The organism is Geobacillus sp. Sah69 (genome assembly GCF_001414205.1).
GTDB classification, from domain to species: Bacteria; Bacillota; Bacilli; order Bacillales; family Anoxybacillaceae; genus Geobacillus; species Geobacillus stearothermophilus.
This window is the reverse complement of record NZ_LLKS01000032.1, coordinates 300,546-314,675: the sequence shown is the minus strand read 5'-3', so window position 1 is coordinate 314,675 and position 14,130 is coordinate 300,546. Positions and strand designations below refer to the sequence as shown.

General features: G+C 51.1%; 13 protein-coding genes and 2 pseudogenes. 13 read left to right on the top strand and 2 right to left on the bottom strand.

Features of this window, described 5'->3' with window-relative positions; genetic code table 11:
- The first annotated feature begins 85 nt into the window (after positions 1-85).
- The 6 genes and pseudogenes from AP057_RS08035 to AP057_RS08010 all read left to right on the top strand — a co-directional run bounded on the left by AP057_RS08035 (position 86) and on the right by AP057_RS08010 (position 5,082).
- Positions 86-790 (top strand): hypothetical protein, encoded by a 705-nt coding sequence (locus tag AP057_RS08035; RefSeq protein ID WP_033014073.1) that lies wholly within the window; start codon positions 86-88, stop codon positions 788-790.
- 157 nt (positions 791-947) lie between these two features.
- A complete protein-coding gene (locus AP057_RS08030; RefSeq protein ID WP_055358466.1) occupies positions 948-2,195 on the top strand; it encodes an RNA-guided endonuclease TnpB family protein in 1,248 nt (415 codons plus the stop codon).
- A 70-nt stretch (positions 2,196-2,265) separates the two neighbouring features.
- Positions 2,266-2,469: pseudogene (locus AP057_RS08025) on the top strand (cytochrome-c oxidase); the annotation flags it as partial.
- Between the two features lie 254 nt (positions 2,470-2,723).
- Positions 2,724-3,155 carry a DUF1934 domain-containing protein gene (locus AP057_RS08020; protein WP_055358465.1) on the top strand — a complete coding sequence of 144 codons (432 nt, stop codon included), beginning with the start codon at positions 2,724-2,726 and terminating at the stop codon, positions 3,153-3,155.
- Positions 3,156-3,159: 4 nt separating this feature from the next.
- A complete protein-coding gene (argS, locus tag AP057_RS08015; RefSeq protein WP_055358464.1) occupies positions 3,160-4,833 on the top strand; it encodes an arginine--tRNA ligase in 1,674 nt (557 codons plus the stop codon).
- Positions 4,834-4,914: 81 nt separating this feature from the next.
- Complete coding sequence (locus tag AP057_RS08010) at positions 4,915-5,082, top strand: XapX domain-containing protein (RefSeq protein WP_033010756.1); 168 nt, start codon at positions 4,915-4,917, stop codon at positions 5,080-5,082.
- 248 nt (positions 5,083-5,330) lie between these two features.
- Here the strand turns inward: AP057_RS08010 and cls are convergent, their stop codons facing one another.
- Positions 5,331-6,521 carry a cardiolipin synthase gene (cls, locus tag AP057_RS08005; RefSeq protein WP_055358463.1) on the bottom strand — a complete coding sequence of 397 codons (1,191 nt, stop codon included), beginning with the start codon at positions 6,519-6,521 and terminating at the stop codon, positions 5,331-5,333.
- 167 nt (positions 6,522-6,688) lie between these two features.
- Between cls and AP057_RS08000 the strand changes: the two genes are divergently transcribed.
- The 3 genes from AP057_RS08000 to AP057_RS07995 all read left to right on the top strand — a co-directional run bounded on the left by AP057_RS08000 (position 6,689) and on the right by AP057_RS07995 (position 9,955).
- Positions 6,689-8,125, top strand: a complete 1,437-nt coding sequence (locus AP057_RS08000) for a DDE-type integrase/transposase/recombinase (RefSeq protein WP_055358462.1) — start codon at positions 6,689-6,691, stop codon at positions 8,123-8,125.
- A gap of 430 nt (positions 8,126-8,555) precedes the next feature.
- Entirely contained in the window at positions 8,556-8,702 is a 147-nt protein-coding gene (locus tag AP057_RS17445; RefSeq protein WP_013145445.1) for a hypothetical protein, read from the top strand.
- Positions 8,703-9,016: 314 nt separating this feature from the next.
- On the top strand, positions 9,017-9,955 hold the full coding sequence (locus tag AP057_RS07995; protein WP_050368646.1) for a magnesium transporter CorA family protein: 939 nt from the start codon (positions 9,017-9,019) through the stop codon (positions 9,953-9,955).
- Between the two features lie 23 nt (positions 9,956-9,978).
- Here AP057_RS07995 and AP057_RS07990 read toward each other — a convergent pair whose 3' ends face one another.
- Entirely contained in the window at positions 9,979-10,575 is a 597-nt protein-coding gene (locus AP057_RS07990; protein WP_033015295.1) for a DUF502 domain-containing protein, read from the bottom strand.
- Positions 10,576-10,812: 237 nt separating this feature from the next.
- Between AP057_RS07990 and AP057_RS07985 the strand changes: the two genes are divergently transcribed.
- From AP057_RS07985 to AP057_RS07970, 4 genes and pseudogenes are all read left to right on the top strand, one after another.
- Positions 10,813-12,252, top strand: coding sequence for an NAD(P)/FAD-dependent oxidoreductase (locus tag AP057_RS07985; RefSeq protein WP_047818304.1), 1,440 nt, complete (start codon positions 10,813-10,815; stop codon positions 12,250-12,252).
- 170 nt (positions 12,253-12,422) lie between these two features.
- Positions 12,423-12,710 (top strand): annotated as a pseudogene (locus AP057_RS07980) (biotin synthase BioB); the annotation flags it as partial.
- 417 nt (positions 12,711-13,127) lie between these two features.
- Positions 13,128-13,346 (top strand): YozE family protein, encoded by a 219-nt coding sequence (locus AP057_RS07975; RefSeq protein WP_033015279.1) that lies wholly within the window; start codon positions 13,128-13,130, stop codon positions 13,344-13,346.
- A gap of 130 nt (positions 13,347-13,476) precedes the next feature.
- Positions 13,477-14,118: a hypothetical protein gene (locus AP057_RS07970; protein ID WP_055358460.1), complete on the top strand. Its 642-nt coding sequence runs from the start codon at positions 13,477-13,479 to the stop codon at positions 14,116-14,118.
- Positions 14,119-14,130: the final 12 nt, after the last annotated feature.

The window sequence follows — 14,130 nt, the reverse complement described above, 5'->3', positions numbered from 1 at the left end:
TGCGGTTCTTTCCTGATTTTGCGCGTTTTTCCCTGCTTCGTTCTATGATATCATTTTCATAGAATAAAAGAAGCGGGGGAACACCATGAAACGATTGTGGACTAGTTTGTTGGCAGCGCTGTTCGCGATTCCGCTTCTATCGCTTTCGCCGTACCCGGCCGCCCACGGCGTGCTGCTTCAAGAAAGCGGCCTTGATCTTCGGGACATTCCGTCCCGTGACGTGCTCGGCCGCATTGTGATCGTGCCCGAGACAGCGTTTCCCGCTGCGGAGGCGAACAAGACCATTCAGACGCTTGCCCGCATAGATCGCAGCATTTTAGAGCAGGCGGCTGCTCATCATATTTACATTCAGCTGTTGACAGGCCCTATTACGAATGAACCGACAGCTCGCCACTTGCGTGGGAAAACCCCGCGCGGCTATGCGCCGGGATCCAAAACATGGGATGACGTGCCGGGCATCGGCGGGTCGCATTTGGTGCTCGTCCGTCTCGGCCATAGCGAAAAAGGGAAAGGACACGGCTCGGTCAATTTGGAGCTGCATGAGTTTGCTCATTCGCTCGATTACATCGTATTTGACCGCATTCATGAAACGGACGAATTTCAAGCGATTTGGCGGGAGGAGGCGCCGCGGCTTTTTCCTGGCGAATCTTATTTTTTGACCTATCCAGAAGAGTATTTTGCCGAGTCGTTTGCCTATTATTACGCAAGTGAAGAGACGCGGCACACGCTGCGGGCGGTAGCGCCGAACACATACGCATTCATCCGTGGATTGGCGGAGCGGGCCTCGTAAAAGGCTCGTTTTTTTTATCTTAATTAGGCGAGAAGACTCCCACTTCAACGAAGCGAAGCGGAGTAAGTGGGAGATGAATCGCCTTAACTATATTTTGCTGAAAATAGGATAGATTCAGTAAAATATAGTATAATATAGTTAGATGGGAGGTGAAAAAATGTATTTTTGTATCAAACAACAGCTAAATGGTTTGACCAAAGAAGAATACTTGACTCTTCGAGAACTGTGCCATATTGCCAAGAACATGTACAACGTCGGATTGTACAATGTCAGACAATACTATTTTGAACACAAGGAATTTCTTAATTATGAGAAAAAYKATCATCTTGCAAAAACTAACGAAAACTATAAGCTGTTAAACAGCAACATGGCACAGCAAATTTTAAAAAAGGTCAATGAAGCCTTTAAATCTTTCTTTGGTTTGATCAGTCTTGCCAAACAAGGAAAATATGACCACAAGGCTATCAGTATTCCAAAATATCTTAAAAAAGATGGCTTTCATTCACTGATCATTGGCCAGATTCGTATAGACGGCAACAAATTCACGATACCGTATTCTCGCCTATTTAAAAAGACTCACAAGCCTATCACGATAACGATTCCGCCTGTGTTACTGGACAAAAAGATTAAGCAGATTGAAATCATTCCTAAGCATCATGCCAGGTTCTTTGAGATTCAGTACAAATATGAAATGCCTGAAGATCAAAGAGAATTAAATGACCAAAAAGCACTGGCMATTGATTTAGGATTAAACAATGTTGCCACTTGTGTCACATCAGACGGCAGATCATTCATCATTGATGGGCGGAGATTAAAAAGTATMAATCAATGGTTTAACAAAGAAAATGCCAGACTTCAAAGCATAAAAGATAAGCAAAAAATCAAAGGCACCACTCGTAAACAGGCTTTGCTTGCTATGAATCGCAATAATAAAGTGAATGATTATATCAACAAGACTTGCCGTTACATCATTAACTACTGTATTGAAAATCAAATTGGCAAACTTGTCATTGGCTATGCGGAAACATGGCAACGCAATATGAATCTAGGAAAAAAGACAAATCAAAACTTTGTCAATATTCCTCTCGGTAACATAAAAGAAAAACTAGAATATCTTTGTGAATTTTACGGCATTGAATTCTTGAAACAGGAAGAATCMTATACGTCTCAAGCCAGCTTTTTTGACGGCGATGAGATTCCTGAATATAATGCCGACAATCCAAAAGAATATAAGTTCAGCGGCAAACGTATTAAGCGCGGCTTGTATCGAACAAAGTCTGGCAAACTAATGAATGCTGATGTCAATGGCGCATTAAACATCTTAAAGAAAAGTAAAGCTGTAGACCTGAGTGTCTTATGCTCTAGCGGCGAAGTGGACACGCCTCAAAGAATAAGGATTGCTTGAAGCAGTCAAACTTCTTTGGAAGCCCCCACTTCAAATTTTCGCTAGAAAATTAAGTGGGGGTAGTTCACTTCCACAAGCGGCGGCGACGAAATGGGCGAAAGTGCATTTCTGGCTGCACAATATCGGCCTGCCGGTCATGATGATCGGTCTCATTTTCGTCGTTTACGGCAACGAAGCGTTCGTGCCGGTGACAGCGATTGGCGGGGTGCTCGTCGTGATAGGTGTCATTCTTTTTGCTATTAACGTGTTAAAAAATGTTCGGGCGTCATCATAAAATACCGATGGAACAGAGGGTGTCCCAAAAGGATCGGGACACCTTTTCTTATTACCGTATGTAGGCATAAAACAATCATTAAGATAACGATATGTTGTGTTTTGTTTAAGGAAAAACAACCTTTTGGGCCAGCCCCTTTTTTTTGCCCACTGGAGCGGAAATCTGCCATCGGGTTTGTCCCCTCTTGAATGGAGCGGAACAGTTCATTATACTATAAACTATGACTGTTTGTTCGCAAAGGTGTGTTCATCGATATGAAGGAAATAAACGGCATCCCGGCGCGCCTCCGCCAAGTGGCTGTCATTCGCGACGGTCCGCGCCAAGAGACGGTTGTGCTTGAGGCGGACGGGGTGTATTACATAAAAGGGGAAACAGGCTATTTGCAGTTTGAGGAGGAAAACGAACTCGGGCGGGTGAACAACATTGTGAAAATCGCGCCTGACGAGGTGACCATCCTTCGCTCCGGAGCGGTCGAGATGCGGCAAACGTTCCGCCGCCGGCAAGAAACGCCGGGCCATTACGGAACGTTGTTTGGGCGGTGGGCGATGGCGGCGAAAACGGATGCGATCGAATTTCACTATGACGATAAGCGGAAGCGGGGGCGGCTCTTTCTCTCCTACGAGCTTTTCTTGCAAAACGAGCGGAGCGGACGCCATACGTTGACGTTGACATTTAAGGGGGTATAAGCCGATGAACATTGTCGGACAAATGAAAGAACAGCTGAAAGAAGAAATTCGCCAGGCGGCGGTGAAAGCCGGGCTCGTTTCGGCTGATGAGCTGCCGGACGTCTTGCTGGAGGTGCCGCGCGACAAGGCGCATGGCGATTACTCAACGAACATCGCCATGCAGCTTGCCCGCATTGCGAAAAAGCCGCCGCGGGCGATTGCCGAAGCCATCGTCGGGCAGCTTGATCGCGAGCGCGTATCGGTGGCGCGCATTGAGGTGGCGGGTCCGGGATTTATTAACTTTTACATGGACAACCGCTATTTGACGGCGGTCGTGCCGGCGATTTTGCAGGCGGGACAAGCGTATGGCGAATCGAACGTCGGCAACGGGGAAAAAGTGCAAGTCGAGTTCGTCTCCGCCAACCCGACCGGCGACTTGCATTTGGGCCATGCCCGCGGCGCGGCGGTCGGCGATTCGCTTTGCAACATTTTGGCGAAAGCCGGGTTTGACGTGACGCGCGAATACTATATTAACGACGCCGGCAAGCAAATTTACAACTTGGCGAAATCGGTCGAAGCCCGCTATTTCCAGGCGCTCGGTGTCGATATGCCGTTGCCGGAGGACGGCTATTACGGCGACGACATTGTCGAAATCGGCAAAACACTTGCTGAGGAATATGGCGATCGGTTCGTCCACGCCGATGAAGAGGAACGGCTTGCTTTCTTCCGCGAATACGGCCTTCGTTATGAGCTCGACAAAATTAAACAAGATTTGGCCGCATTCCGTGTTCCGTTCGACGTCTGGTACTCGGAAACATCGCTTTATGAAAGCGGCAAAATCGACGAAGCGCTTTCCACTTTGCGCGAGCGCGGCTACATTTACGAGCAGGACGGGGCGACATGGTTCCGTTCGACGGCGTTTGGGGACGACAAAGACCGCGTCTTAATTAAGCAGGACGGCACGTATACGTACTTGCTTCCGGACATCGCCTACCACCAAGACAAGCTGCGGCGCGGATTTACCAAGCTGATTAACGTTTGGGGAGCGGATCACCACGGCTACATTCCGCGCATGAAAGCGGCGATCGCCGCGCTCGGCTACGATCCGGAGGCGCTCGAAGTCGAAATCATCCAAATGGTGAACTTATACCAAAACGGCGAGCGCGTCAAAATGAGCAAGCGCACCGGCAAGGCGGTGACGATGCGCGAGCTGATGGAAGAAGTCGGCGTCGATGCCGTCCGCTATTTCTTTGCGATGCGCTCGGGCGATACGCATTTGGATTTTGACATGGACTTGGCCGTGTCGCAGTCGAATGAAAACCCGGTTTACTACGTCCAATACGCGCACGCCCGCGTTTCGAGCATTCTTCGCCAAGCGGAGGAACAACACATTTCCTATGACGGCGACTTAGCGCTTCACCATCTTGTGGAAACGGAAAAAGAAATCGAGCTGCTCAAAGTGCTCGGCGACTTCCCGGACGTCGTCGCCGAGGCAGCGCTCAAGCGGATGCCGCACCGCGTCACCGCCTATGCGTTTGAGCTGGCTTCGGCGCTCCATAGCTTCTACAACGCGGAAAAAGTGCTTGATTTGGACAACATCGAAAAAACGAAAGCCCGCCTCGCGTTGGTGAAGGCGGTGCAAATTACGCTGAAAAACGCGTTGGCGTTGATCGGCGTTTCCGCCCCGGAACAAATGTAACAGATGCAACAAAGGAGGGGAGCGACTGCTTCCCTTTTTGTCTGGGCATCATAAGGAAAAACAACGATGGAGGATTTGCTTGTGAAAGAAGTGGTGCTGTCGCTTGTCACCGGCATCGTTGTCGGTTTTTTGTTCACGCTGTTCCGCCTGCCGATTCCGGCCCCTCCGGCGTTGGCTGGCATTGCCGGCATTGTTGGAGTGTATCTTGGGATGCGGCTGTTTCAATGGTTGACATTGTTTTGGAAATGAATAGAAGATACAGGATGGCCAACTGATTCAATCCCGGCCGGCACCCGCAGCGATCTCACATCGCCAACATGGAGCCGGCCGGGTTTTTTGTTTGGCGGTTTCGGCTGGGATTCCTTTGCCCTTTTGTCCGGGCGTTCGTCCAAGCGCCGGGTTTTGCACGAAAAAAGCTGATTTTGCCAAGTTCCTCCTCGGGGAAAGCCGCTGTTAGGCGGGTTGGTGATGAACATCGCCGGCTTTTTTCGTGTTGCCTACAACCAGGCGGAAATCAGCTGGGAAATCGATTCTTTGCCGCGGTCAAGGAGCGAACGCTTCCGCCAAAAATCGAGCGTCAGCGGCTCGGCACGCGTCAGGTCGCGTTGGATCGCCCGCTTGACCACCTGCGTGAACGCGCGGTCGAATACATAGCAGTTGATTTCGCCGTTGAGAAACAGACTGCGCCGGTCAAAGTTGGCGGTGCCGACATCGCACCATTCCTCATCGACGACAATCGTTTTGGCGTGGTAAAATCCTTGGTAAAAGCGGTAAATGCGCGCTCCGGCCTTCAGCATTTGATAAAAATACGGGTAAGCGGCCTCGCGGACAAATAAATGGTCCGCCCGCAGCGGCACAATGACCGTGACGCGCACCCCGCGCCGGATCGCGCGCATAAGCTCGTCAAACAACGGCCGGCTCGGGATAAAGTAGGGGCTGCCGATCATAATTTCTCGTTTTGCCTGCCGGATCGCATCGATATACTGCTCTTCAAGCGCGGCGCCGTCAGTCGCGACAAGCTGGTGGCGGATGGCGCCGGCGTGAAGGGGTGGGAAGTAGCGGCGTTTGTCAGCGACGGTTTTGCCCGTCGCCTCCTCCCAATCGTGCAAAAATTGTTCTTGCAAGTCGTGCACCCCTTCTCCGCTGATTTTTAAGTGATAGTCGCGCCATTCTCCGATGTTAGCGTCCTTTCCACTGTATTCGCGGCCGATGTTAAAACCGCCCATATACCCGACCTTTCCATCGATGACCGTAATTTTTCGGTGGCTGCGGCGGTTGAGGCGGTAAATGAAAAACGGAAAGCGCGGCGGGCGGGCGTAGGCGAATTCGACACCGCTTGCCTTCAGCGAACGGATGAGCGTTTTCGGCAACCCGAGGCTGCCGACCCAGTCCGTCAACAAGCGCACTTCCACCCCTTCCGCCGCTTTTTCCTTTAAAAGTTGGAAAAATGGCGCCGTCGTTTCGTCATGCTTGATGATATAAAACAAAATATGGATATGATCGCGGGCGCGGCGCAGCTCGGCAAAATAATCGGCAAATAAATGCCGTCCATTCACATACAAGGCCATATCGCTCCGCCGCTTTGGGTACACGACTTTTTTGCGCCCGTTGCGGAGGATCAGCCGGCCAAGCTTGTCATCAAGATAAACGAGTGCGAATATGATCACAATAACGGCAATGATGAGCATATTTTTCCCTCCTGTGCGTCGCTGGTATTGTCAAAAGTTTATCCTCCACACTCACGGTTTTACCTTGAGTTTCAACGGTTGGAAGAAAAAAAGCTTGCCACCCCCGTTGTTTTCGGCCATCATTGAGGTAACGACACCCAACAGCCAAAACAAAGGAGTGACAAGCTTTGTTACCTCAATTATTAGCCTATTTGCTCGAAATAATCAAGACCCAATATCAAATCATTGTGTATTTGATGGGTGTGATCGTGGGAAAATCCTTGAATCTCGAGGACTTGGACGAACCCATCCAAAAGCCGTACCGGAAACTTCAGGTCGATGACCTTCCGATCATCGATGTGCCGGAAACCCTTGATTACCGGAAGCTGTTGGCAGACTATGAAGCCCAGCACGGACGTCCTTTACGGCCCATCCAGCGCCGCGCGAATGCGAAACACCGTGTTCCGGATTCGTTGACCTGCCCTCGCTGCCAGGCTCCCTCTTCTTACCTGTACGCCAATAACGGCGGAAAMGGGCAATACCAATGCAAAGTGTGCCAGTGCCGGTTCAACCACCGAAATCGGTTCACCAAGCAAGCGGTCTTTCGCTGCCCGCACTGCAAAAAGACGCTGGAAAARATCAAGGAACGCAAAGAATACMACATCTATAAGTGCAAGAACAACGATTGCCCGTTTTACCAGGCCAACCTTCGCCGGATGACCAAGAAGGAGCGCCAACAGTTTCAACAGGATCCTCAAGCCTTCAAGGTGCGGTATTTGTTTCGAGAGTTCTTGTTTGACTTTCTCCCGTTGGCTTCCTCGTCGCCCATCCARCCGAAGGTCGATTTGTCCCGGCTGGCTGCGTCGCCGCACGTGTTGGGGCTCGTGTTGACGTACTACGTCAACTTTGGGATGTCCTCGAGGGAGACCGCCGCCGCCATGAAGGACATCCATGGCGTCTCGATCTCCCATCAGACGGTGCTCAACTACGCCAACAGCGTCGCGCTTTGGATCAAGCCCTTTGTCGACCGGTTCCCGTATGAGCTGTCCGGTTCGTTTTGCGGGGACGAGACGTATATTCGCGTCAAAGGGCGCTGGCATTACCTGTTCTTTATGTTTGATGCCGTCAAAAAGATCGTGCTGTCGTATCGCGTCTCGCCCAAGCGGGACACGCTCTCGGCCATCCAGGCCATCGATGATGTCCTGCGAAAGCTGCCGTCCCTCCCAGACGACTTGTCGTTTGTCGTGGATGGCAACCCGATTTACCGGCTGGCGCAACACTTCTTCGCCCAGCACGGGATTTCGTTTGACGTCCGCCAGGTGATCGGCCTAACCAACGAAGATCCGGTCTCGGAAGAGTTTCGCCCTCTCAAACAGATCATCGAGCGATTCAACCGGACCTTTAAAGGCAACTACCGCCCGACCCATGGGTTTGGTGCGGAAGAAGGCTCGGTGTCCTTTGTGACGCTGTTTGTGGCGTATTTCAACTTCCTGCGCCCGCATAGCGCACTCGAAGGCCGGGTCCCGGTCGTCATCCCGGAACTGGCGGATCTTCCGCATATGCCGGCCCGGTGGACGAAGCTCATCGCCATGGCACAAGCGTTTCTCCAACAAGAGGCGGCCTGACTTTTTTGTCCGCCGGAGCCCGTTGAACAGAACTCCTGCCGGATTCGGCGAAGCGAACCCTTGACCAACCGAACACCGCCAAAGGTAAAATTCGGTCATGGCAAGGGCGGCTTTCCTATTGCCTTCTTTTTGTCCCCGTCGCCCTTGACGACTCTTTCCCACCTTTGGCGGGTGTTGGTCAAGGGCGAATCCGGCCCTCCGCATGCCCCACGATGCTCAATGGTATGATCTGTGTGGAGTTTTCATAGAACTTTTGACGCTACCTTGTTTATTATAAGTGAATGGACGGCGCCTGTAAAACGATTGTGTGAACATTAGCTGACAATTTTAGGATAAAACGCTTTCCATAAAGTGGCGGTGTCCTTGTTTTCATCGGTTGGAGTAAAACGCTGGCTGGCGGCAAACAGTAAAAGCGAAGGGGGTGAGGGCGGTGGGCAAAAAGCGGACGTTTCCGCTCAGCTACGAATCCGACGGACTGATGGGGAAAAGCAATGAAAAGCATCCGCGCCGCTCGGACAGCCGGCAAACGGGCAAACAAGCGCCTGATTTTTTCAACACGACGCCATCGAGCGAATAAAAAAGCCGAATCGAACGGGCGATGGTTGAACATCGCGCTGTTTTGTGAATAAAGTAGCCAGTAGGCTGCTTTTTTTCATGGCAACTACTATACAAACGGGCCGGTCCGCGTTATCATTACTTGAGGGACATCTTTTTCGAAAGGAGTGGCGTTTTCGTATATGAGTAGTTCGAGCCCGAACGAACCGGAACCGGAATATAGCGGGGAACGCGGCCTGTTCCTTTTTCCGCCCGCTGCTCATCATACGAAAACGAGCTCCGGACGGAAAGGAAGAGGCGCCGCCTTCCTCGCATGAAAAGGAGGAAGGATGCCAGATGATGAAAATGTATTTGTCTGATGCGAGCGGCAAAATGCGCGAAATTGACCGGATCGAAAACGGCTGCTGGATCAATCTCGTCGCTCCGACCGAGGACGAAATTCGCTACATCGCCCACCATTTGGACATTCCGATCGATTCGATCAAAGACGCGTTGGACGACGAGGAGCGGTCGCGCGTCGAAAAGGAAGACAACCATGTGCTCATTATCGTCGACATTCCGATCGTCGCCCATGATGAAGTGGACGGCCCGATTTATGAAACGATTCCGATCGGCATGATCATTACGAACACATGCTTTATCACCGTCTGTTTGCAAGAAAATCCGATTTTTGAGGAATTTTCAAAAAACAAAATCAAAAACTTTTACACGTTTATGAAGACGCGGTTTGCGTTGCAAATGCTGTACATGATTTCCACGTATTATTTGCGCTACTTGAAGCAAATCAACCGGCGGACGAGCGAAATTGAAAAAGAGCTACACCAGTCGATGAAAAACAAAGAGCTGTTTTCGCTCCTTAGCATGGAAAAAAGCTTAGTCTACTTTATGACGTCGCTCAAGGCGAACAACATCGTCATGGAGCGGCTTATGCGCCTCAACTATTTGCGCATGTACGAAGATGACCAAGATTTGCTGCAAGACGTCATTATTGAAAACAAGCAGGCGATTGAAATGGCCGAAGTATACAGCAGCATTTTAAGCGGCATGATGGATGCGTTCGCTTCGGTCATCTCGAACAACTTAAACATTGTGATGAAGTTTTTGACCGCCATTACGATCGTCATTTCGCTGCCGACGATGGTGGCGAGTTTCTACGGCATGAACGTACCGATTCCGTACCAACACTCTCCGTACGCCTTTTTGATCGCGATGGCGCTCGCCGGTTTACTGTCAGCGGCGACGGCGTACATCTTTTGGAAAAAGCGATACTTTTGACGGCCGGCGGAACAACGGCTGCCCTATTGTTCGGGCAGCCGTTTTTGCGTTCTTGCCGCCACTCCGCCGGAGAGGATAAACTTCATCGCCTCTTCCGGCGCCATGTCGATGACTTCAACTTGTTCTTTTGGAACGAGGAGCGTCAGCCCCGCAACTTGAAACGTCTGCGGAACATAGACGGCCACATAATCGGCCAGCGGATCGTGCCAGGCGCCGACGTCATCCATCGTAATGAAGCCGAGGCATTTCCAGCCGCTTTCCGGCAGCGTGACGAGCACGACTTTGGAAAACGACCGTTTTTCCCCGATCAAAGAGGCGATCGTATCTTTGGCGACCGAATAAACGGTTTTCAGGAAGGGAATGCTTTCAAGCAACCGGTCGATCAGTCGAATGAGGCGGCCGCTCACGTATTGCGTCGACAGCCAGCCGAAGACCGTGATGAGCGCAACCGTTGCGAGCAAACCAAGGCCGGGGACGTAGCGGCCGTCTAGGTGCGGGCGGACGTATTGACCGAGCAATCCGTCCAAAACGGTGAATACTTTGTAGCACACATAGACCGCTACGAAAATCGGCACGATCGTCAACATGCCGTTTAGGAAATTTTTGGCCAAAAAGCGCATCCGTTTGCTCCCCTTTCCTTCATTCTCTTTGGCGCGGAGCTCCCCACTTCGATCGACGGAAACAAGCGGGAAGCTGCTCCTTTCCTACCATACCAGTTTTTCTTTTTGCCGACAACGCTTTTAAAATGTCGAACATTTATAAGTGTAAACGGTAAAAAAGTTCGTATTTTACCTTGACGAACCGCCTCGTATTCCGTATACTTTCCAAGTGGAATACGAAAAGTGGGGGATGGCGCAATGAACAACCATTACGATGTCATCGTGGTCGGCGCCGGGCCGGCTGGCATTTTCACCTGTTACGAACTGACGCTGAAACTGCCTGGAGCGAACGTGCTTTTGATTGATAAAGGGCATGATATATACCGGCGAAACTGTCCGATTTTGCAGAAAAAAATTGAGAAATGCCCGCCGCCGGCCGGTAAAAAAGACTATGCCGGCTGCGTGCCGGCCTGTTCGATTACGAACGGGTTCGGCGGGGCCGGAGCGTACTCGGACGGCAAATTCAACATCACGAGCGAATTCGGCGGTTGGATGACCGATTATTTGCCTGCCTCAACCGTGCTTGACCTCATCCGTTATGTGGATGAGATCAACTTAAAACATGGGGCGACGACATCGATCACCGACCCGATGACCGACAAAGTGAAAGAGATTGAGCGGCGCGCGTATGCCGCCGGGCTGAAGCTGCTGCGCGCCTATGTCCGCCATTTGGGCACGGAGCAAAACTTAGAAATTTTAAAAAGCATTTTTGAGTATTTGCGCGAGCGGATTGCGATGCGCTTTCAGACGGAAGTGGACGATATTTTGACGGAGCGGACGGAAAGCGGCCATGTTGTCAAAGGAGTAGTGCTGAAAAACGGCGAAACGCTGACGGCGGAAAAAGTCGTCATCGCCCCGGGGCGCGACGGATCGGTTTGGCTGAGCAAAGTGCTGCGCAAACGCCGCTTGCGGATGATCAACAACCAAGTGGACATTGGGGTGCGCGTCGAGACATCGAACATCGTCATGCAGGAAATCAACGAGCATTTGTATGAGGGGAAGTTTATTTTCAATACGTCGGTCGGGACGCAAGTGCGGACGTTTTGCAGCAATCCGTCCGGGCATGTCGTCGTCGAAAACCATTCCGGCATTATGCTCGCCAACGGACACGCCTACAAAGACCCGAAACTTGGCAGCAACAACACGAACTTCGCCCTTCTTGTCTCGCATAAATTTTCCGATCCGTTTGACAAGCCGAACGAGTATGCCCATGAAATTTCCCGGCTGGCGAACGCGTTGTCAAACGGCGGCATCATCGTGCAAAAATACGGCGACATTTTAAAAGGACGGCGGTCGACGGAAAAGCGGATTAAAGAAGGATTTATTGAACCAACGCTAAAAGAGGCGGTGCCGGGCGATTTAGGCCTTGTGTTGCCGTACAACACGATGAAAAGCTTGATTGAGATGACGGAAGCGCTCAATCACGTCACCCCGGGGCTGGCGTCGGAACATACGCTCTTTTATGGCGTCGAGGCGAAGTTTTATTCGGCGCGCCCGAAGCTAAACGACCGGTTTGAAACAGAAATTGCTGGGCTGTACGTTGGCGGCGACGGTGCCGGCATTACGCGCGGCCTTGCCCAAGCGAGCGCTTGCGGCGTCTGGATCGCCCGCGACATCGTCGAAAAATTGACGCGCTAAGCTGAAGGCGGCAAGGCAGGCTGTCCGAAACGGAAGCTTGCCTTGTTTTGCATCGGATGGTTCATCGGCGGGCGTTCGCCCGAAAAGTAAACTTAAAATCAATTTAGGTTGACAATCAATCGCCCGATTCGTTACGATAAATGTAATGATGTGGAAAGGGGAGAGGAACGATGGCAAATTGGCTTCATTTGGCTGAACAAGTGCTCGACGGCCATGAACTGACCGACGAGGAAGCGCTGGCGATATTGGATTGTCCGGACGAGGAGCTGCTCCTTCTTTTGCAAGGGGCATACCGCATCCGCTCGGCGTACTATGGCAACAAGGTAAAACTGAATATGATCATTAACGCTAAGTCCGGTCTCTGTCCGGAAAATTGCGGCTACTGTTCCCAGTCGGCCGTAGCGACGGCGCCCGTGAAAACGTACAAAATGGTTGATAAGGAGACGCTGCTCCGCGGAGGAAGATCTCGGATTTGAAATTGAATTTGCCCCAGCACCGCCCGCCGGGGTGGTGTAACGGTTGACGGGGCTGACTCAAAAGTCCCTTTTTGATGGAATGTAACCGAAGTATGTGAAAGAGACCACCTCTGAAATCCTCGGTTTTACCGGGTTTTTCGTGGTGGTCTATTTTTATGTCGCCCCAGATAGGAGCATTACCGCTCTTTTGGGTCAGCCCTTTTTCATATGGCTAGTCCGGGATCGGTCATTGGAAACGGCTTCTAGAAGGACGGGGATTTTATGGAAACAGCGGCCCGATGGTTGGCATGAAACGCGAACGTGGCGCGTACGATGGCAATACAAGCGGCAAAAAAGCTTCACAAACAGAAAAAAGCTCATTATAATAGCAACAAAGAGAAAGGAAGGGGATGGGAAAACATGGCAAGATCGTTTTATCGTTACTTATTGCGCTTCCGCCACGGGTGTGAAGAAGATCCAATCGTCCGGTTTGCGAACGGGGCGTACGATGACCACAGCTTTCCAAAAGGATCGGCCGACTACGAGGAGCTCAGCGGGTATTTGGAGGTGCATGGCGATTATTTGGAAAGCATGGTTCTCTTTGATGAACTATGGGAGCAGTTTTTACACGAAGCATAACATGGAAGAGGGTTTTGCTCCGAATATTGACAGCGCTTTCAATCGTTTTTCCGCGCTGGCAAAGGTGTCCACCCTTGTATGCATGCATATACTATACTAACCATTTGTTCAACAAGGGTGGGAGATGCCAATGAGCGCGCCGAAACGCCCGAAATTTTCTGTCGGCGATATCGTCGTCAATACATTGTACGGAACAGTCGGAACCGTCACCGATATTCAGCAAGTAGACGGCACGTTTTTGTACGAAATCAACCATGGCCATAGCCTGTTTGCTGAGCAGACGCTCGTGTTGTTGTCTGAATTTACCGGCGATTTGTGGATTGCCGAAGAAATTGAAATTGAGCTGCCGTTTTTCCTTGGCGAAATTGTCCGCGTCCGCGATTATGGCGGCCAATTGTTCAAAGTCGTTGGAGTGCGGACAGAAATTTACCGCTATTATGGGGAAGGATGGGAAGAGACGATTTATGAATTGAAACGGCTGACGGACGGCTGGGAAATTGAAGTCCATCTCGAAGATATGACTCCGCTGGCCGATGGGGACGAAACGTCCGTCACGCTCGTGCAAGATATCGTGATCGCCGCGCCGATGAAGGCCTCGATCGCGCTGCCGTCCGCCGGCGAAAAGAGTGGGCCGTCGGTTGACGACCTGCTTGATATGTACAATGACTACAAAGCGCTGTATGAATGGTTCGGCGATGACCAATACAAACGAATGATGGAAACGGTTGTTCAACGGTTGCAAACGATTGTAAACTACCATAATAGGAACTGACAAAGAACAAAG